The sequence below is a fragment of the Aurantimonas endophytica genome (genome assembly GCF_014196845.1).
GTDB lineage: Bacteria > Pseudomonadota > Alphaproteobacteria > Rhizobiales > Rhizobiaceae > Aurantimonas > Aurantimonas endophytica.
Window position 1 is genome coordinate 1121037 of the sequence record NZ_JACIEM010000001.1, and the last position, 19080, is coordinate 1140116.

Annotated in this window: 19 protein-coding genes; 10 read left to right on the forward strand and 9 right to left on the reverse strand. The window is 66.8% G+C overall.

All coding sequences use genetic code 11. From position 1 onward, the window contains the following. Positions 1-63 precede the first annotated feature (63 nt). Genes GGR03_RS05495 through GGR03_RS05510 form a run of 4 tightly spaced genes read left to right on the forward strand, consistent with a single transcriptional unit; the run spans position 64 to position 3761 of the window. Positions 64-654, forward strand: a complete 591-nt coding sequence (locus GGR03_RS05495; RefSeq protein WP_183206543.1) for a TRAP transporter small permease subunit — start codon at positions 64-66, stop codon at positions 652-654. Then, positions 651-1955, forward strand: coding sequence for a TRAP transporter large permease (locus tag GGR03_RS05500; RefSeq protein WP_183206544.1), 1305 nt, complete (start codon positions 651-653; stop codon positions 1953-1955). The genes GGR03_RS05495 and GGR03_RS05500 overlap by 4 nt, the downstream gene beginning before the upstream one ends. Continuing rightward, the gene (locus GGR03_RS05505) at positions 1952-2983 is read left to right on the forward strand and encodes an NAD-dependent epimerase/dehydratase family protein (RefSeq protein ID WP_183206546.1); all 1032 of its coding nucleotides are present in this window, start codon (positions 1952-1954) and stop codon (positions 2981-2983) included. Before GGR03_RS05500 ends, GGR03_RS05505 begins: the two co-directional genes overlap by 4 nt. Before the next feature lies 1 nt (position 2984). Further along, positions 2985-3761 (forward strand): SDR family NAD(P)-dependent oxidoreductase, encoded by a 777-nt coding sequence (locus GGR03_RS05510; RefSeq protein WP_183206547.1) that lies wholly within the window; start codon positions 2985-2987, stop codon positions 3759-3761. Between the two features lie 48 nt (positions 3762-3809). Here the strand turns inward: GGR03_RS05510 and GGR03_RS05515 are convergent, their stop codons facing one another. The 3 genes from GGR03_RS05515 to GGR03_RS05525 form a co-directional block, all read right to left on the reverse strand. Next, positions 3810-4745 (reverse strand): LysR family transcriptional regulator, encoded by a 936-nt coding sequence (locus tag GGR03_RS05515; protein WP_183206549.1) that lies wholly within the window; start codon positions 4743-4745, stop codon positions 3810-3812. Positions 4746-4920: 175 nt separating this feature from the next. Beyond that, positions 4921-6219, reverse strand: a complete 1299-nt coding sequence (locus tag GGR03_RS05520) for an amidohydrolase family protein (protein WP_183206551.1) — start codon at positions 6217-6219, stop codon at positions 4921-4923. Then, complete coding sequence (locus tag GGR03_RS05525) at positions 6216-7193, reverse strand: LysR family transcriptional regulator (RefSeq protein ID WP_183206553.1); 978 nt, start codon at positions 7191-7193, stop codon at positions 6216-6218. Before GGR03_RS05525 ends, GGR03_RS05520 begins: the two co-directional genes overlap by 4 nt. A 379-nt stretch (positions 7194-7572) precedes the next feature. Between GGR03_RS05525 and GGR03_RS05530 the strand changes: the two genes are divergently transcribed. The 6 genes from GGR03_RS05530 to GGR03_RS05555 all read left to right on the forward strand — a co-directional run bounded on the left by GGR03_RS05530 (position 7573) and on the right by GGR03_RS05555 (position 13899). Next, positions 7573-8724, forward strand: a complete 1152-nt coding sequence (locus GGR03_RS05530) for an ABC transporter substrate-binding protein (protein WP_183206554.1) — start codon at positions 7573-7575, stop codon at positions 8722-8724. Between the two features lie 79 nt (positions 8725-8803). Beyond that, positions 8804-9676 carry an ABC transporter permease gene (locus tag GGR03_RS05535; protein ID WP_183206555.1) on the forward strand — a complete coding sequence of 291 codons (873 nt, stop codon included), beginning with the start codon at positions 8804-8806 and terminating at the stop codon, positions 9674-9676. Next, positions 9673-10494: an ABC transporter permease gene (locus tag GGR03_RS05540; RefSeq protein ID WP_183206556.1), complete on the forward strand. Its 822-nt coding sequence runs from the start codon at positions 9673-9675 to the stop codon at positions 10492-10494. Before GGR03_RS05535 ends, GGR03_RS05540 begins: the two co-directional genes overlap by 4 nt. After that, complete coding sequence (locus GGR03_RS05545) at positions 10494-11576, forward strand: ABC transporter ATP-binding protein (protein ID WP_183206557.1); 1083 nt, start codon at positions 10494-10496, stop codon at positions 11574-11576. Before GGR03_RS05540 ends, GGR03_RS05545 begins: the two co-directional genes overlap by 1 nt. A gap of 18 nt (positions 11577-11594) precedes the next feature. Continuing rightward, positions 11595-13097 carry an amidohydrolase family protein gene (locus GGR03_RS05550; RefSeq protein WP_183206558.1) on the forward strand — a complete coding sequence of 501 codons (1503 nt, stop codon included), beginning with the start codon at positions 11595-11597 and terminating at the stop codon, positions 13095-13097. Next, positions 13090-13899, forward strand: coding sequence for a creatininase (locus GGR03_RS05555; RefSeq protein WP_183206559.1), 810 nt, complete (start codon positions 13090-13092; stop codon positions 13897-13899). The genes GGR03_RS05550 and GGR03_RS05555 overlap by 8 nt, the downstream gene beginning before the upstream one ends. Before the next feature lie 143 nt (positions 13900-14042). On the opposite strand, the gene GGR03_RS05560 is transcribed toward GGR03_RS05555, so the two are convergent. From GGR03_RS05560 to GGR03_RS05585, 6 genes are read right to left on the reverse strand one after another with little or no spacing between them, the layout of a single operon-like run. Next, positions 14043-14591, reverse strand: coding sequence for an SRPBCC family protein (locus GGR03_RS05560; protein WP_183206560.1), 549 nt, complete (start codon positions 14589-14591; stop codon positions 14043-14045). After that, entirely contained in the window at positions 14588-15586 is a 999-nt protein-coding gene (locus GGR03_RS05565) for a VWA domain-containing protein (RefSeq protein WP_183206561.1), read from the reverse strand. The genes GGR03_RS05560 and GGR03_RS05565 overlap by 4 nt, the downstream gene beginning before the upstream one ends. Further along, positions 15583-16215 (reverse strand): hypothetical protein, encoded by a 633-nt coding sequence (locus tag GGR03_RS05570; protein WP_183206562.1) that lies wholly within the window; start codon positions 16213-16215, stop codon positions 15583-15585. The genes GGR03_RS05565 and GGR03_RS05570 overlap by 4 nt, the downstream gene beginning before the upstream one ends. Next, on the reverse strand, positions 16212-17240 hold the full coding sequence (locus GGR03_RS05575; protein WP_183206563.1) for a VWA domain-containing protein: 1029 nt from the start codon (positions 17238-17240) through the stop codon (positions 16212-16214). The genes GGR03_RS05570 and GGR03_RS05575 overlap by 4 nt, the downstream gene beginning before the upstream one ends. Next, positions 17240-18172, reverse strand: a complete 933-nt coding sequence (locus GGR03_RS05580; RefSeq protein WP_183206564.1) for a hypothetical protein — start codon at positions 18170-18172, stop codon at positions 17240-17242. The genes GGR03_RS05575 and GGR03_RS05580 overlap by 1 nt, the downstream gene beginning before the upstream one ends. Continuing rightward, positions 18169-19071: a DUF58 domain-containing protein gene (locus GGR03_RS05585; protein ID WP_183206565.1), complete on the reverse strand. Its 903-nt coding sequence runs from the start codon at positions 19069-19071 to the stop codon at positions 18169-18171. The genes GGR03_RS05580 and GGR03_RS05585 overlap by 4 nt, the downstream gene beginning before the upstream one ends. Positions 19072-19080 lie beyond the last annotated feature (9 nt).

Consider the following 19080-nt stretch of genomic DNA (forward strand, 5'->3'; position numbering starts at 1 on the left):
AGTCGCCCGGCACCCCTGGGTGTCGGGCGCTCCCACCCCCGAAGCCGTAGGACAGCGGAGCGCATGCAGACCAATCCTGTCGCAACCTATCTCGGACCCTTGGCGCGGTTCTTCGCGCTCCTGGCCGGGTACGGCATCCTGGCGCTGTCGCTGCTGATCACCTGCGAGGTGCTGCTGCGACGCTTCCTCAATTTCTCCCTGCAGGGTGGCGACGAATTCGGCGGCTACGTCCTTGCGATGCTGGCCGCCTTCGGCTTCGCCTATGCCTGGCTGGATCGCTCCCACACGCGCGTCGAACTGGTCCTCGAAAAAGTGTCTCCGGCCTTGCGCGCGTTGCTCGATCTGATCGCGGTCCTGAGCCTCACCGGCATGGCGGTCTTCATGGCGTGGCGCGGCTGGGCGACGCTCACCGAAAGCATCGAATACGGCTCGCTTTCGGGCACGCCGATGATGACGCCGCTGTGGCAGCCGCAGGCGATCTGGGTCATCGGCCTGGTCTTCTTCGCCCTCGTGGCGGCTGCGACCAGCGTCCATGCCATCATCCTCTTCGCCAGGCGTTCCCCGATGCTCGCACAATGGTACGGCGTGAAATCGCTGAACGAGGAGATCCGGGAGCAGACCGCGCTCGTGGCAGAGCGGAGTGACGCGCGATGATCGGGTTCCTGCCGGCCGCCGCCGGCTTTGCCGCCATGCTCGCCATGATGCTCATCGGCATTCCCGTGGCGGTGACGTTGTTCCTCACGGCGCTCCTCGGAACGCTCGCCTATCTCGGCATCCCGACGCTGATGATGTTCGGCACGCAGACCTGGAGCGTCCTCAACGATTTCATCCTGACCGCCATCCCGCTCTTCATCTTCCTCGGCGAACTGCTGGTGCGCTCCGGCGTCGCCGACGGGATGTACCGGTCTCTCACCGACTGGCTGCGGCGCCTGCCGGGCGGGCTCCTGCACACCAACATCGCCTCCAGCAGCCTCTTCGCGGCAGTCTCAGGATCGTCCGTCGCCACGGCGGCGACGATTGGCACGGTGGCCATCCCGACGATGGAGAAATACGGCTACGAGGACCGCATCACGCTGGGCTCGATCGCCGCCGGCGCGACGCTCGGGATCCTCATCCCGCCCTCGATCAACATGATCATCTACGGGTCGATGTCGAACACCTCGATCGGGCAGCTCTTCGCCGCCGGTATCGTGCCCGGCATCGTCCTCGCCCTGCTCTTCATGGCCTATATCGCGGTCGCCAGCCTGCTGAAGCCGTCGATCGCCGGCAGGACGCCGCCTTCCGTCCCGCTGGCGCAGAAGCTGCGCAACCTCCTCGACATCCTGCCGCCGCTGATGATCTTCGCACTGGTCATGGGCTCGATCTATCTCGGCTGGGCGACGCCGTCGGAATCGGCCGCACTCGGCGTGATCGGCGCGCTCGTCGTCACCATCGCCAAGCGCCGCTTCTCCTTCGCGATGCTGCACGAGGCGATGCTGTCCACGGTCAAGATCAGCGCGATGATCCTGCTGATCGTCGTGGCCGCGCAGTTCCTGAACTTCGTCATCGGCATTCTCGGCGTCCCGCAGATGCTGACCGCCGTCGTCGGCAGCATCGCCTCGAGCCCGCTCGAAGTCCTCCTGCTTCTCGTGGTGTTCTATTTCGTGCTCGGCTGCTTCCTCGAGACGCTGTCGATGATGATCGCCACGATCCCCATCGTCATGCCGATCGTCATCCACTTCGGCATCGATCCGGTCTGGTTCGGCATCTTCCTCGTCATCATGATGGAGGTGGCGCTGATCACCCCGCCGCTCGGCATGAACCTGTTCATCGTCCAGGGCGTGCGCGGTCGCGGGTCGGTTGCCGACGTGATGTGGGGCTCGATGCCCTTCGTGGCGATCATGCTGGCGATGATCGTCCTGCTGATCGCCTTCCCCGGCATTGCCCTGTGGCTGCCCGGCCAGATGTTCCCGTGAACGACGGTGTTGCGGACGACGAGCCGGCCGCGGAGGCCGTTGGGGGGCCGGCGAATGTCCTGATTACCGGCGGCTCCGGCTTTGTCGGCATGGCAATCGCCGAGGCGCTCCGGACGAGAGGCCACCGGGCAGTCCTGTTCGCGCCCGCCCCGTCGCCGCTGGCGCCGATGCTGGCCGGCCCGGCCATCCGCTTCGTCGCCGGGGACGTGCGCTCCGCCGCCGATCTCGGTCAGGTGGAAGCCCTCGGGATCAGCCATATCGTCCACGGCGCCGCCATCACCCCGGATGCCGGGCAGGCCGATGCGCTCGCCGAACGCGTCACCGACGTCAACGTCAACGGCTCGCGGCAGATCATGGAACTGGCTAGACGATTGCGACCGAGAAGGGTCGTGCAGCTGTCATCCGTCTCCGTCTATGGCGAGCCGGCGGATGACAACTTGCGCTGCTTCGAAGAAGAAAACGCCCCAGTCGGCCCGCAATCGCTTTATGGCCGGACCAAGCTGGCCGCCGAGGCCGTGATGCGCGAACAGGCCAAGGCATACGAGTTGCCACTATCGATCCTGCGGCTCGGGCCCGTCTTCGGCCCGTGGGAAATTGCCAGCGGCAGCCGGCCGGTCGTGAGCCCGCAGTGCCAGATCATGGAGGGCGCCTTGCGCGGCGAGGCCAGCGCCCTGCCCCGCGCGCTTCAAGCCGACTGGCTCTATTCGCGTGATCTCGCCAACTGGATCGTGACGCTGCTTCTCGAAACCGAAGCACTGCCACCGGTCGTCAATCTCGGTGCCGGCCGTGTCACCTCGGTCGACGACTGGTGCCGGGCACTGCAGGCTGAGCGTCCCGACTTCGCGTGGGGGATCGACCCCGACGCCGCGACGATCCGGTCGAACTACCGGCGGGACCGCCCGCCGCTCTGCACCCGGCGCCTCGACGCCCTCCTGCCGGAGCGGCAGCAGACGGCGCTCGCCGACACCGCCGCAGACTATCTGGCATGGGCCGCAGAAGCCTTCCCGCGCGAAACAAGGACAGCATGACATGAGCCAGCGTCTGGCAGGAAAGACCGCCGTCATCACCGGTGGGTCGTCCGGCATCGGCCGGGCGATCGCCCGGCATTTTGCCCGGCACGGCGCGACGATCGTCGTCGCCGACGTCACCACCGACGCCATCGAGGGCGGCGAGCCGGTCTGCGACGTGATCGCCGCCGAAGGCGGTATCGCTCGCTTCGTCCGGACCGACGTGTCGCGCCAGGCCGAGGTCGATCATCTGGTGGCGGAAACCGTCTCGGCCTTCGGCCGGCTCGACATTCTGGTGAACAACGCGGTGCTGCGCGCCGGCAAACCGCTGCTGGAAACCGAAGAGGCCGACTGGGACCGCGTCATGGATGTCAGCCTGAAGGGCGCCTATCTTTGCGCCCGCGCCGCCGTTCGGCAGATGCTGACCCAGGACCCGGTCGAGGAAGCGCGCGGGCGGATCATCAACATCTCCTCCCAGCACGGCCACATTTCGGCGCCGGAGGACTTCGCCTACGGCGTCAGCAAGGCCGGCATCGCCTACATGACCCGCCAGATCGCCGCCGACTACGCCCGGCACCACATCATCTGCAACGCCGTCGCGCCGGGCAAGATCCTGACGGGCAAGGGCGGCCGGGCCGTCGAGCAGAAATGGATCGACTACTCGAACTCCCGCACGCCCTGGCCGCGCCTCGGCACGCCGCAGGACGTCGCCAATGCCGCGCTGTTCCTCGCCAGCGACGAGGCGACGTTCCTGACCGGGCACAACCTCTTCGTCGACGGCGGCTGGATGGCCGCCTGATCCGTCTCGCCCCCTCAGCGCATTGGCTTGGCTCGGCAGCACGATGCCTCAGGCGGCCATGGGCGTCTTAAGCCGCGCCTTCCAGGTTCCGGCGTTGACCAGCTTGACGATGACGTCCCCGAGGGCCCGCGCGACGACCTCGCTTCCACGCGGATTCATCGTGCGCTGCGACACCACGACCGAGAGCCGCCACGACGGCGTCGGGTCGACGATCGGTACCGCCGCCATCTCGTTGCGCCGCAATTCCTCGAGAAAGGCGAAATGCGGCATCACGGTGCAGTGGCCTTCCTCGCAGACCAGCCGGGCAATGGCCGGCAGGCTGTCGCAATCCAGCGCGGTCGGCACGACGTCATGCCTGGCTGCCAGCCGCTCGATGACGCTGCGCAGGATATGCGGTCGCCCCGGCAGCACCAGAGGCAGGTCGAAGATCTTCTGGAAGGGCACCGAGCCGCGGCGCGCCATCGCGCTTCCGGGCGGGACGAACAGCATCAGGTCCTCGGCGATCATCTCGGTATAGGCGACGTGCTCGAAGGCACGGTGATCATAGAGCAAGGCGACGTCGAGCCGCCCCGCCCGGATGAAATCGTCGAGATAGCCGGACATCGCCTCGACCACGTGAAGGACGATGTTCGGCTGCGTCGCCGCCAGTTCCCGGAACAGCGGCAGCGAAAGGCTGCGCGCGGCCGAGGTCGGCAACCCTACGGAGATCTTGCCGGTCGGATACGCCGCCTGCGACTGGATCACGTCGCGCGCCCGCTCGACCCCGCTCAAGATCTTGCGGGCGTGGTCGTAGAATTGCTGGCCCAGCTCCGTCAGGCTGGCGCCGCGGGCGTGGCGGGTGAGCAGTTCCACCCCCAGCTCGTCCTCTAGATTGCGGATCTGCTGGCTGAGCGAGGGCTGCGCGATACGCAGGATCTCGGCGGCGCGCGAGAAGTTGCCCGCGTCCGCGATCTGCACGAAATATCGAAGCTGACGAAGGTCCATGATGCGTCTCCGGTGGGAGATGACGCACAAATCATAGGCGGATGTCAAATAGTCTAGATTTTAGGCATACGAATGGCCTATGGCGCGCAGCGACCGTGCACACCGCGTATGCGGATGCTCCGTGTCCGCTCCCACCTTTCCTGAACCCCGCGGCAGCGCGCTCGATAGGCTGCCGCTATGGCGCCGGCCAGAACGGTGCGTATCCCGTCACGGAGACCTTCTGCGCCCGCCCCGGCAGGTCGAGCATCGTCTCCCGCGCCGGTGTCTCGGCAAGCACGCGTCCGCGCCGCACCACTGCCAGCCGGTCCGCCCGAAGCCTGATCGCCTCGATGGGATCGCGCGCATCGAGCAGCACGAAATCGGCGTGGCAGCCGGGTGCCAGACCGTAGTCCTCGAGGCCGAAGGCGCGTGCGGCGTTTGTGGTGATCGCCTCGAAGCAGAACCGGATCTCCTCGAGGCTGATCATGTGCGCCGCATGCGTCGCCATATGGGCGACGTCGAGCATGTCGGCATTGCCGAAGACGTACCAAGGATCCATGCAGGAATCCTGCCCGAGCGCGATGTTGACGCCCTTCGCCCGCAGCTCCGGGATGCGCATCAGGCCGCGGCGCTTCGGATAGGTGTCGCTTCGACCCTGTAGATTGATGTTGGCGAGCGGGTTGGGGATGCAGTGCATGCCGGATTCGGCGATCAACGGAATGAGCTTGCTGGCGTAGTAGTTGTCCATCGAGTGCATCGAGGTGAGGTGCGACCCGGACACCCGGTCCCGAAGCCCGAGCCGAACCGCCTCGGCCGCCAGCGTCTCGACGTGACGCGACAGCGGATCGTCGGTCTCGTCGCAATGCAGGTCGACCCTGAGGCCCCGCGCGGCGGCGATCTCGCAGAGCGCGACGACCGAACGGTTGCCCTCCTCCATCGTCCGCTCGAAATGCGGGATGCCGCCGACGACGTCGACGCCGCGGTCGAGCGCGCGCTCCAGATTCGCTGCCGCGATCGGCGAGCGGAAATAGCCGTCCTGCGGGAACGCCACGATCTGCAGGTCGAGATAGTCCCTCACCTTGTCGCGCACGTCGAGCAGCGCCTCGACCCCGACGAGGCGCTCGTCGCAGACGTCGACATGGGTGCGGATCGCCAGCAGGCCCTGCGCGACGGCGAGGTCGCAATAGCGCAACGCCCGCTCCGCCACTGCCTCGACCGTCCGCAGCGGCCGCTGCTCGCCCCAGAGGGCGATCCCCTCCAGCAGCGTTCCCGACCGGTTGAAGCGCGGCTGCCCGACCGACAGCGTCGCATCCAGATGGAAGTGGATGTCGACGAAGGGGGGCGAGACGAGCCGCCCCGTCGCGTCGACCTCGCGGCCGGCCTCGGCCTGAAGGCGCGGCTCGACCGCAACGATGCGCCCGTCCCGGCAGCCGATGTCGATTCCGGTGCGGCCGTCCGGCAGGTTGCCGTTCCGCATGATGAGATCGAAGGTCATGAGAGGTCCTTGCTCGGGAATGGATGGAGGTCGGTGATGCTCGTTCCGGGTGCCCGGCGCAGCTGCGCATCCCATATGCCGGCGGCCACCAGCGAACGGGCAACCTCGTCGAGGAGCCGCGCCACTGCCATCGAGGCCCGGCCGTCGGCGGCCTTGCGGGACATGACGATCGACAGGCGCCATGTCGGCGTCGGGTCGACGAGTGGAATGGCGACGAGTTCGCCGCGATCGATCTCCTCGCGCAGGGCGAAGCTCGGATAGATCGAGGCATTTCCGTCCAGCACCAGCGCCACGATCGCCTGCAGGCTGTCGCAGTTGACGGCGATCGTCAGTTCGGCGTCAGCGCGCGCCGCGAAGGTTTCCACCACTTCTCGGATCACGTGCGGTCGCTGGGGCAGCACGAGAGGAAGGGCCAGCGCCTCGCGATACGGAACGGCGCGCCGCCCGGCGAGCTCGTGCCCGGCGGGCAGGATGAGCTGCAGCGCCTCGACCATCACGTCATTCGCGACGATGTTCTCGAACACCTTGCGATCGTAGAGCAGTGCCACGTCGACCTTGCCCGTCTGCATCCATTCGTCGAGACTGCCGGTCATTGCCTCGACGAGATGGATGGCGATCCGCGGGTAGCGCTCGGCGGCGGCGCGGATCAGCGGCACCGCCAGGCCCCGGCAGGCAGAGGTCGGAAGCCCGAGCACGACCACGCCGGCAGGACTGTCGGCCGCTGCCTGCAGCGCCTCGCGCGATCGCTCCACCTCCCGCAGGATGAGCCGGACGTGGTCGCACAGGAGCCGCCCCTGTTCAGTGGCCGTCACCCCACGCGGATGGCGCGCCAATAGGTTCACCCCGAGTTCGTCCTCCAGGCTGCGCACATGCTGGCTCAGCGACGGCTGGGCGACGCTCAGCACTTCTGCGGCACGCGAGAAGCTGCCGCTGTCGGCGATCTGCAGGAAATAGCGAAGCTGGCGAAGTTCCATCCCGTACTCCGGGGTCGGAGATGGCCTGAGTGTCGGCGACCGGCGGCTTCTGTCAAACGCCCAGAACCTATGCAGAATGACTATCGCCTGCTCAGAATCGATGCAGGCGATAGGAAATCACGTAAAGATAACAATGGAGGAGGATTGGTTAACTCGCCGATATCTGCACGCCTATAACTTCTGCCTATGGCTGGCGATTGCTATTTCGTCTTTTGAATCACGAAACCCGTGGTGCAAGCTCCTGATCACACCGAAGCGCCGAAACGGCACGGAGAGCTCGTGAACGCGGGCTGTCTGTCGATGGCTCGTGCCGTCGAAATTGCCGTTCAAGGCCCGCGAGCGGTGCTCGTTGAACGGCCACACGGACAGGAGACATTGGATGAGCAAGTTTCAGATTACCGATCCGCGCGGGCTGTTGCTGCGCCCGACGCGCCGGACGGTGCTCCAGGGCGCCGGCGCGCTGGCCGGCGCGGCCGCCTTCACCGGCTTCGGCCCCTTTGAGGCGAGCGCCCAGGACAACGTGCTCAACGTCCTCACCTGGCCGGGCCATGGCGATCCTGCCTTCGTCAAGCCGTTCGAGGACGAGCACGGCGTGAAGGTGGTCGCCAAGGAGTATGTCGGCGGCGAACCGATGCTGGCGCTGATGAACCAGTCGCCTCCGGGATCCTTCGACGTCGTGCTGGCCGATGCCGAATACATCTACATGCTCCAGGAAGGCGGCTTCATCGACGAGATGGATCCGGCCGATTACCCGCTCGCCGACTACTGGCCGGAGTTCCAGAAGTTCCCGCTGCACTGGATGGACGACAAGCTCTATTCGGTGATGATCCGCTTCGGCTATCTCGGCCTCGCCTACCGCACGGACGTCCTGAACGAGGAGGACGTGAAGACCTACAAGGCGCTGTGGAGCGAGAAGGTGAAGGGCAAGGTCGGCTTCTTCGACTGGTACCTGCCGACCATGGGCTGCCTCAGCCTCGGCAACGGCAACAAGCCGCCCTTCGACATCGACGAGGCGGCCTTCGAGGCCCTGAAGGAGACGCTGTTCTCGCTTCGGCCGCAGACCAGCGGCTTCTACTCGATGGCCGACCAGTTCGCGATGCTCACCAACGGCACCGCCGGCGTCATCCCCGGCGTCGGCGACTGGGTGGTGCTGCTGCTGCAGAACGAGGGCGTGCCGGTGAGTGCGGTCGTACCCGACGAAGGCGGCATCCAGTGGACCGAATCCATGTCCATCGTCTCGAGCTCGTCGAAGAAGGATCTCGCCAAGAAGTTCATCCAGTACGCCAGCTCGCCGGAAGGCCAGTTCCGTTCGGCCCGCCTGCCCGCCTATTGGGCCTCGATCCCCAACCGCAAGGGCTGGGAGAAGATGAACGCCGAGGCCCCCGAGGACGCGGTGAAGCTGCGCCACACCTTCGACGCCCGCAACGTCATGGACGAATACAAGGACGGCAAGATCTTCATTCGCCAGACGCCGGTGCAGCAGGACATCGAGACCTGGAACGACACCTGGTCCGAATTCAAGGCCATGTGATCCGCCTGCCGGGGCGGCTTCGGGCGGCTTCGGGCTGCTCCGGCAAGCGCATCCCTTCATGCAATGAAACAGGTACGTCATGGCTGACAGGTCTCTGTCGCACGCCCGCGCCAGCCGCATCCGCTTCGCGGTGTTCCTCGGCGCCCCGACGCTAATCTGGCAGCTCTGCTTCTTCGTGGTGCCGCTTGGCTTTCTGGTAGCCATGACCTTCTGGTCGGTGCGCAATTTCCGGCTGCAGCCGGACTTCACCTTCGCCAACTGGTCGACGATCCTCTCTGCCGGCTTCTTCCAGAGCGCCTATGTCTACACGTTCAGCCTGTCGGCCCTGGTCGCCGTGTTCGTCAGCGTCGCCGCCTTTCCCGTCGCCTATGTCCTCGCCTTCAAGGTGCGGCCGTCGACGCGGATGCTGCTGGCGGGCCTGCTCGTCGTGCCGTTCTTCACCAGCTTCCCGGTCCGCATCTACTCGATGCAGATCTTCTTCAGCCCGAACGGCCTGATCAACACGGCGCTCGACGCCATCGGGATCGCGCCCATCTCCGTCCTCAACAGCCCGACCGGCACCTTCATCGGCTTCCTCACCCTGACGGCGCCGCTGGTGGTGCTGCTGCAGACCTTTTCGCTGGTCGCCGTCGACCGACAGCTGGTCGAGGCGGCGCACAACCTGCGCTGCGGCGCGCTGCGCACCGTCTTCACGATCGTCATCCCCGCAGCCCGCGTCGGCCTCGTCGTCGCCGGCGCCTTCGCCTTCGTGCTGGCCTTCGGCGACTATATCAGCCCGCAATTTCTCGGCGGCTCCAACCCGCCGACCCTGTCGATCCTCATCGCCGACCAGGTAAAATCCGGCAACCACTGGCCCCGCGCCTCCGTCGTCGCCGTGATCATGATCGCCACGCTCGCCCTGGTGCTCGGCGCCCTGCTGAAGCTCGCCTATGGCGGCCGGAAAGCCGCATGACCCGCACCCGCACAGCCAGCCTTCTCGCCAACACGCTGCTCGTGGCGTGGACCGTCCTGGTCTTCGCCTTCATCTTCGCGCCGGTCGTTTCCACCGTCGTCTTCTCGTTCAATGCCGACCGATTTCCGGCGCTGCCGTGGGGCGGGTTCTCGCTGCAATGGTACGAGGCGATCGCCGCCGACGAGACCATCCGACGCGGCCTGTGGAACAGCCTGGTCGTCGCCTTCGGCGCCTCGCTCATCGCCACCTTCCTCGGCTTCACCGCCGCCTATGTGGACTACCGCTTCCGCTTCTTCGGCAAGGGCATCTACATGGCACTGGCCGCCCTGCCCCCGACCGTGCCGGTGGTCATCATGGGCGTCGCCATGCTGACCTTTCAGGGCCGCATCGGCCTGTCGGGCACCATACCGGGTCTCATCGCCGCCCATGTCGTCGTCTGCGCGCCCTTCGCCATGGCACTGGTGCGCATGCGGCTCGCCGACCTCGACCGCGATCTCGAGCCCGCGGCCTGGAATCTGGGCGCCAGCCAATGGACGACCCTGCGCGAGATCGTGCTGCCTTTCGTCGCCCCATCGCTGTTCTCGGCGCTGCTGATCACCGCCTCGGTCTCCTTCGACGAATTCATGATCGCCTGGTTAATATCCGGGCTGAACGAGACGCTGCCGGTGCGCGTCCTTGCCATGCTGCAGGGCCAGGTGAGCCCGCGCATCAACGCCGTCGGCGCGCTGGTCTTCGGCGTCAGCATCCTGCTCGTCGTCGTCGCCCAGCTCGTCGCCGCCCGGCGCCTTGCCGCCGCACGCCTCAAGGGAAGCGATTGATGACACCCACCATGATCGAGCTCGACCAGGTCGCGAAGGCCTATGGCGACCAGATGGCCGTGTCCGACGTGTCGCTGGATATCCGCAAAGGCGAGTTCATCGCGCTGATGGGCCCGTCCGGCTGCGGCAAGACCACCACGCTGCGCATGCTGGCGGGCCTCGAGACGCCCACCGCCGGGGAAATTCGCCTCTGGGGCCGGCGGATCAACGAGGACACGCCCTGGTCCCGCGACACGCCGCTGGTCTGGCAGAACTACGCGCTGTTCCCGTTCATGACCGTGCGCCGGAACGTCGAGTTCGGGCTGAAGCACCGCGGCACGCCGCCGCGCGAGCGCACGGCCAAGGCGGACGAATGGCTGGCGCGCATGGGCATCGGCGCGCTCGCCGAACGGATGCCCGGCCAGCTCTCCGGCGGCCAACGCCAGCGTGTCGCGCTTGCCCGCGCGCTGGCGACGGAACCCGAACTGCTGCTGCTCGACGAACCGCTGAGCGCCCTCGACCCGCATCTGAAGGTGAAGATGCAGGCCGAACTCGTCCGGCTGCACCAGGAACTCGGCATCACCTTCATCTGCGTCACGCACAGCCCCTCGGAGGCTTTTGCCATGGCCGACCGGGTGGTGATCATGAGCGAGGGACGCGTCCAGCAGGTCGGCGCCCCGCGCGACATCCACCGGCGGGCCGAGAACCGCTTCGTCGCCGAATTCCTCGGCGGCTCGAATCTGATCGCCGGCACCGTCGCATCCCGGGAAGCCGGCGCCATCACCATCGACACCGCCAGCGGGCCGCTGCTCGCCCGCACGTCGGAGGACCAAGGGCTCTCACCCGGCGACGCGGCGACGCTGGTGGTCGGCACCGACCGCGTGGCGATCACGAGCGAGCGCCCCGCGAGCGGCAACGCGCTGGAGGCCCGCGTCGCGACGCTCGATTTCGTCGGCGCCTCCGTCACGGTGTTCATGGAGACGCCGGCCGGGCTCGAGATCCGGGCGCAGCTCTCCTCACGCGATCTCGACGCAATGCCGCTCGCCCCGGGCGACGCGGTGTTCGTCCATTGGCCCGCAGAGGCCGGCTATTTCCTTGCATGACGACAGGACGGAGCTGACATGACGACATTCATCCGGGGCGCGACGCTGCTGGCAATGGGCGGCGGGACCGGCGCGGAGCCGTTCACCGGCGATCTTCTGATCGAGGGCGACCGGATCGCCGCGATCGGGCCGTCGCTTCCCGTGCCGGAGGGCGCGACGATCATCGAGGGGGCCGGCAAGCTGGTCATGCCGGGCCTCGTCAACGCCCATCTCCATTCCAACGAGGCGCTGTTCAAGGGTCGCTACGACAACATGCCGCTCGAGGTGTGGATGCTCTATGCCTACCCGATCCGAGCTGCCAAGGCGCTCCCCCCGCGCCTGGTCTATCTGCGCTCGATGCTGGTGGCGATGGAGTCGCTGCGCACCGGCGTCACCTGCATCACCGACGACCTCTACGAAAGCCCGCGCTCGGAGCTCGAACTGATGGGCGCGGCGATCGACGCCTATGACGATGTCGGCATCCGCGCCACCGTCTCCGCCCACGTCGTCAACCGCAACTTCCTCGACACGATCCCCTTCACCCGCGACTACGTGCCGGCGCATCTGCAGGAGGAGATCGATGCGATCCAGCCGGTGACGACGCCGGATTACCTCGCCTTCGTCAGGGAGGCGCATGCCCGCTTCCACGGGCGCTCGGGCCGCATCCGGACGATGCTCGCGCCCTCGGCGCCGCAGCGCTGCACGCCGGAGCTGATGCTGGCCGCCAACGAGCTGGCGAAGGAATGGAACGCGCCCTTCCATACCCACATCGTCGAGACCAAGGTTCAGTCCGTGACCGGGCCGGAATTCTACGGCAAGTCGCTGGTCGCCTACATGGACGATCTCGGCCTGCTCAACCCGTGGACGACCATTGCGCATTCGATCTGGGTCAGCGATTCCGACATCGAACGCATGGGCAGAGCCGGCGTCTCGGTCTGCCACAACGCCATCTCCAACCAGAAGCTCGGTGCCGGCTCCGCGCCGGTGCGCAAGCTTCTCACGGCCGGCGTCAATGTCGGCCTCGGCTCCGACGGCATCTGCTCCAACGACACGCCGCGGATCTTCGACGTGATGAAGGCCGCGGCCCTGATGCACAAGGTCAACAATCCCGACTGGTCGCGCTGGCTGAACGCCAGCGAGGTGCTCCATGCGGCGACCCTCGGCGGTGCGCGCACTGCATTGCTGCAAGAGGAGACCGGCTCACTGGAGGTCGGCAAGAAGGCCGACCTGCTGATCCTCGACGCGGAGACCGCGAGCTTTACGCCGCTCAACGACATCCGCAACCACCTCGTCTACTGCGAGAACGGCTCGTCGATAGAGAAGGTTTTCGTCAACGGCGAGATGGTGGTCGAGAACGGCCGCCTGACCCGCGTCGACGAGAAGGCGCTGCTCGCCGAATTGCGGGCGCTGATGCCGGAGTTCCTCGAATATACCAAAGGCGTCGAGGCGGCGAACGGCGAGCTGGAGCCGGCCTTCACGAAGGTCGTGCAGCGCTGCAACGCCATGGATGTCGGCATGACGCGCTGGGCCTCCGATGCTTGAGGCAGAGCCCGGCGCGGTGCGCCTCGCGGACATGACATGGATGGAATTCGCCCGGCGCGTCAGCGAGGACGACCCCATCGTCTTCCTGCCGATCGGCGCCACCGAGCAGCACGGCCCGCATCTGCCGCTGTCCACCGACGTCATCCTGCCGGAGAGCATCGCGCTCAGGGTCGCGGAGCGGCTCGGCGGCATCGTCGCGCCGTCGCTCGCTTATGGCTACAAGTCGCAGCCCAAGACCGGCGGCGGCAATCACTTTCCCGGCACGCTCAGCCTCAACGCGGCGACCCTCGTCGCGCTGATGCGCGACATCATCAACGAGCTGGCGCGCCACGGCGTGCGCCGGATCGTCCTCTTCGATGGCCACATGGAAAACCAGTGGTTCATCACCGAGGCGGCCGACCTGGCGCTCACCGACCAGCGGCGCGAGGGCGTCACCGACCTCAAGATCGTCAAGCTGGGCTACTGGGAGTTCATCACCCCGGCGACCGAGGCGATCCTGTTTCCGGACGGCCTGATCAGCTGGGCGCTGGAACATGCGGCGGTGATGGAGACGTCGGTGATGCTGCATCTGCGGCCGGATCTCGTCAACGAGACGGCGATCCCGGACAATCCGCCCGCCGAATTCCCGCTCTTTGACCCCTACCCATTCGACCTGCGGCCGATCCCGCCGGATGGCGTCCTCAGTTCGGCCGCCAGCGCCAGCGCCGAGAAGGGCCGTGCCGTCGTCGAGCAGGTGGTGCCGGACATCGCCGCCGCACTGGCACGGCATTTCGAGTGTTCTCCCGCGGGCGCCGAGGGCTGAAATGCCGTCGCCTGCGCCGCGGAAGGATCAGTGACCCCTTCTGCGAGACGATGTGCTCCTCGGGATCGCCATGCCTCCTGGTCCCCCCGATCGAAACGCAATCGCCGCTCCTGCGGTGGCCAGGCATGCACCTAGGACGCAGGCTAATTCCGTCGCGCGGCGAAGTAGGCCTCCAGCCCGGTAAGGCCGCTCTCCACGTAGCGCGTCATGTCCTCTATCGCCGCCTCATCCGTCTGCCCGTCTGCCGGGAAGTTGCTGGTGTCCGCGCGGTAGAAGCGCCCTATCCACCGCACGGTGGTCTTCTGGTCGCCGGCCGGTTCCACCATCAGCTTGTCGTTGTAGGAACTCACCGCCAGCGCTTCTGGGTTGGGGGTACCCAGGCGCCAGGCGATCACGCCGCGCTCCTTGCTCGACACGTCGAGCGTCTCGGTGATCGATCCGCCATCGAGGGTCAGTACCCGGCTCTTGCCATTCTCTCCGGGGCTGGCGGATTGGACGGCCGGGTGCCAGTCGGCAATCGAGGCGAAGTCGGCCAGGACCTCCCAGACCGCGTCAAAGGGTGCGTCGATCTCGACGCTCACATCGGTCTTTTGGGGCGTGGGTCCGTGGGACAAGGCAGGCGAAGTGAGGACAGCACCCGTGAGGGCTGCCAGTGTCGCCGCGACTAGAACGGTGCGTCGATTGAAGGTCATGATACGGTCCTGTGTGCGAGTATGGCATGGCCGGGCAGCGTGCTCTCGCGACGCCACACGACAGAAGCATTCCAGGCGTAGGCCGCCAGGATGCAGAATAGGGACAGAGCCCCGAGCAGAGGCGAGAGGTCGACCGACGCGTCCAGACGGTGGGGGCTCGTATGGATGTCGATCTCGGCCGTGATCGCGCCGATATCGCCCAGTGGCGCGTAGCCCAGCCCCGCCTCGCCCCCGATTTCCCGAAGATATTTCTCGCGGACACTGGTCAGGTGCTCGGTGGAGGTCGCCGCGAGATTGCCGACCGGATTGTTCCGGGGATGGTAGTTCCCGCTCTTGCTGGCACCGGGCGGCACGATGCTCACTCGGGCCCCTGCGGCGATGTCCTGGAGCGAATAGAAACCGTCAAGATTGCCGAGGTCGTCGAACTTGGGAATCGGCACCAGTTCGCTTCCCCCGGCCCCGAGGATCAGGCCGGCTGTCGTATCGGAGCTGGGAGCGGTGCGGCGCCCCTCCATCGGCGCCGGCGGCGCCTCGTGGCCGTCGGTGATGAACACCAGGTCGCTGCCCAGTTTCTGCGCGACATCCTGTGCCGAGGCGAGCCCGCCCAGGATCCGGCTGTCGCCTTCCCACGCCATGCGCCATTCGAGCCCCGCCACCGCCTCGTTGAATGGGCCGAAATTCGCGCATACCTCCACCGGCTCGATCAACGGGAAGCTACGGCGCTCGGCGAAGACGCCGAGGCCGACCTTCGAGCCGCAGGGAAGCCGCCGTGTCACCGCGCCGATCGTTCGCTTGGCCTGTTCGAGCCGGCTCAGTGGCGCATCCGTCGTCCCATGGTCGCGTGCCAGCATGCTGCGGGTGATGTCGATGACGAAGAACAGCGTCAGAACGTCTCGTTCGCGCGCAAGCGTCGGCCCGAACGCCGCGCCCGTGGCAGAGAGGAAGGCGGCGGCCAGGAGCCAGAAGGCGATGCCGCGCCGCCGAAGCCAGTTCATGGCAGCCCCCTCGGAACACCCGGAAGGTCAGTCCAGACGTCGCGGGGCCGCTGGCCCTCTTCTTCCGGTTCGATGGCCGGTCGCGGAAAGACCCTGACGAGCCGGCTCGCGATGTCGAAATTGTACTTGAGGTCGAAATTTTCCGGCACGAGCCGCATCGCCGCGCGGTAGTCCTGCTGGGCCAGCCGGACGGTGACAGTCGCCTCGTCGATCTGGTTGGCGGTGATCTGTTCGAACGCCTCTCTCATCCGCGCATTGGCGAGGGCGAAGCGGTAGGCCGCCTCGATGTCGGACGCGTCGTAAGCCTGAAACCGCGGACCGAGCGCTTCGGCCGCAGCCATGTCACGTAGACGCAGATGACGGTAGGTTGCCGCGAGAACGACCTCGGCAGGTGCATCGTCGTCCAGCGACACGGCAGCGCCGGAGGCAAGTGCACGGACTGACCGGTTCGCTTCCCACGCCTGCAGGAGCGACAGCGTCTGGTAGGCGGCAAAGGCAAACAGGCAGATCAGCGCGATAGCGAACAACCCCGTCTGCAGGCTGTCGCGCAGCGACGCCGTCATCAGTCTTCGGCCCTTGCGCCGCGTGGTCGCTCCACCGGCGGAAAACATCCCGCGCAGTGCCGTCACCTCGCGACCCTCCTGATCGCCGGAAGCAGTGCGGAGCGGACCACGAGTGTCGTCTCGAAAGACTTCATGAGGACCAGGAAAAGCAGGCAGACCGCCGCACCGGCAAAGGCAAGACGATCGAAATCGCGGCGCGGCACCTGCTCCTCGTAAAGGAGAGGACGCGCCTCCAGCCGGTCGATTTCGCCGATCGCCTCGCGCACCGCGTCCGAACTGTCGGCCTCGAAGGCGCGATAGGGAACGCCCAGCGTTTGGAGGAAGAGATGCAGATGCCGTTCGGGACGCGTCTGTGGCGTGTCTCGCTCGCCGCTTGCCGGTACCTCGAATATTCCCTTCGCGCCTTCGGTGCGCAGGAAGAGCCAGTAGACGTTCACCGGCTGCCTCGCGATGATATCGCGAAGCTGCGCCTGAACTTCTCGACTGATCACTCCCGCGCCGTCCGAAACGAGGAGGACGGCGCGCGAAGCCGACGCCGTCTCCGAACCGAAGCTGCCAGCCGCCAGCGCGAGCCCTCGTCCGACATTCGTCTGGGCAAGGCCCGGAAAGCCCATGGTGGCGATCGCCGCCTTGACGATCTCGTGCTGGCCCGTCAGCGGCACGGCCAGCAGCGGCGCGGTGGAGAACATGGCAACGCCCACCCGGTCATGCGGGCGTCGCTCGATGAACGCGGTCAGCAGACGTTTCGCAGCTTCCGCCTTCGACTCTTCCCCGCCATCAGGACGGCGGTTGGCGAAGGTGCTTTCCATCGAGGACGAACGGTCGATCAGGATCATGAGGTGAGCACCCAGCCCCTCCCGCACGACGACCTGGTCCGTCCGATGGAGTCCCGCGAGGCCGAGGAGCAGGAGGAGCAGCGCGATTGATCCAAGGAACGGCAAGGCCAGGGAGAGCGCCAGCGACACCCGGTCGAGGGGCGCGTTGAGGCGATAGGGATGCGGCGAACGCCGGAGCGCCGAGATCAGAAAAGGCGCGAACGCGATCGGCAGCGCCAGCAGCAGCCATGGATGATCGAAATTGAGCGCGAACATCAGCGACTGCCCCGCTCGATGGCACTGAGACGACGCGCGAGATCGCGAAGGAGGTTGCCGGGAAGAATGCTCGCGGCGGCACTCGTTCGACCGGCGAAGAAATGCGCCCGCGAAGCCGCGAAGAAGCGATGGAGATCGCCGGACACGTCACCGAAGGCCGGACGCCCCAGCAGGTGCCGATCGAGGTCGTCAGCCAGGATCCGGTGCCCGAAGGCCTCGTCGAGGCCCCTATGCAGTCTCAGGAGAGCAGCCTCGTAGCCCTGCACCTCCGCAAGCTGGGCTCGGCTTATGTCCCGCCAGGCTCGGGCAAGCGGGCGTGACCTGCGATAGCGTGCGGGTCCCCAGCCGCGATGCCAGCCGAAAGCCGCGACGAGGATGGCGAAGGCAGCCCAGGAGGCTGCAACCACGCCCTGCCGCCGGGTCGTATCGATGACCGTCAGCAGCTTGTCCGGGCGCATCGCTTCCATTGACGACCGCTCCAGGATCGGACGCAGCGGCGAGAGCACGACCGGCCAGGCGGGGAAGGCGATGTCTCGGCGCGTCGGATCGTTTTCGTCGGTCGCGCGGAAGCCGATGTTCAGCGGCGGGATGGTGATCTCGCGGGGCTCCAGCGGAACGTAGAAGCTCTGATAGACGACGTGGAAATCATACCGCGTCGCATCGCTTTCCGCCTCCCGGGCGACCGTGATCGCGCTGATCTCGGTGAAGCTGTCCAGGGGACCTGGTTCGGGCAGAGACGCGCTGTCCAGTTCGAGCCCCTCGGGGATGGTTACGTGTCCCGACCAGTCCAGACGGTCGCCCACGAACCAGCCGACGCGGCGCGGCGGATCGGCATCGATCAGCAGCTCCTGGGCGCTGGCCGAGAGGCAGCAGAAGCAGGAGGACGCCAGGAGGAATGCCGCCCCCAGTAATCTTGCGCGACACGCGATCAAAGAGTTGCCTGCCCGGCGATCAGCGTCTCGGTGATCTGCTCAAGGTCGATCTGGCCGGTGACCGGGATCACGGGGCATCCGGTTTCGGCGAAGAGGCTGGAGAGTGCCCTGCCATGCTCGCGCCGACGTTCGCGCCAGCGCCTCAGGAGCGAAGGCCGCAGGAAAGCGACGCCTCCCCGGCGGTCTTCCAGGTCGTCCAGATGCGCCAATCCGAAGCGTGCCGCCGGCACCTCGGCTTCGGGATCGCCGACAACGACGGCTCGCACATCGTGCATGACCAGCGCGTCGAGGACCGGCCGTATCGCGTCCACAGCGGCAGCGAAGTCGGAGATCAGGAAGACGAGGCCCGGCGTCGTCGACAGTTGCGAGCAACATTCGCGCAAGGCAGAAAGACCCGATCCCGCCGGTGCAATGGCCGCCAGCGCCATTGCGACTTCCGACGGCGCGGACGCCCGGCGTGTCGGCTCCATGACGAAGGCGTCGGATCTGTCGCCGGTCGCAGCGCGGACGCTCGCCCTGTCTCCGCTCCGGATGGCCGCCCGGGTCAATCCGCCCGCGAGCGTCGCGGCGACGGCATGACGCGCAACGCTTCCACGAAACCCCATCGATCCGGACAGATCGACGACGACGTGGACCACGCCGCTTGCCGCCTGCAGATACCGCCGCACCCAGACGGATGCGAACGGGTCGGCGATCGAGGCGCGAAGGTCCAACCGGCGAAGGTCGGAATTGCCGCTCAACCGGTCGAGGCCGGCAAACCGGCCGTATGATCCGGGGCTTCTGCTGGCATGGTTTCCGGGCCGTGAGGACGACACGCGGTGCCTCAGCGCGTAGACGAGGTCGGCGAACTCCTCGAGGTCCGACTCGGTCGCGGCAGGTGGGTTCGATGCGGCAACCATCGGCGAACT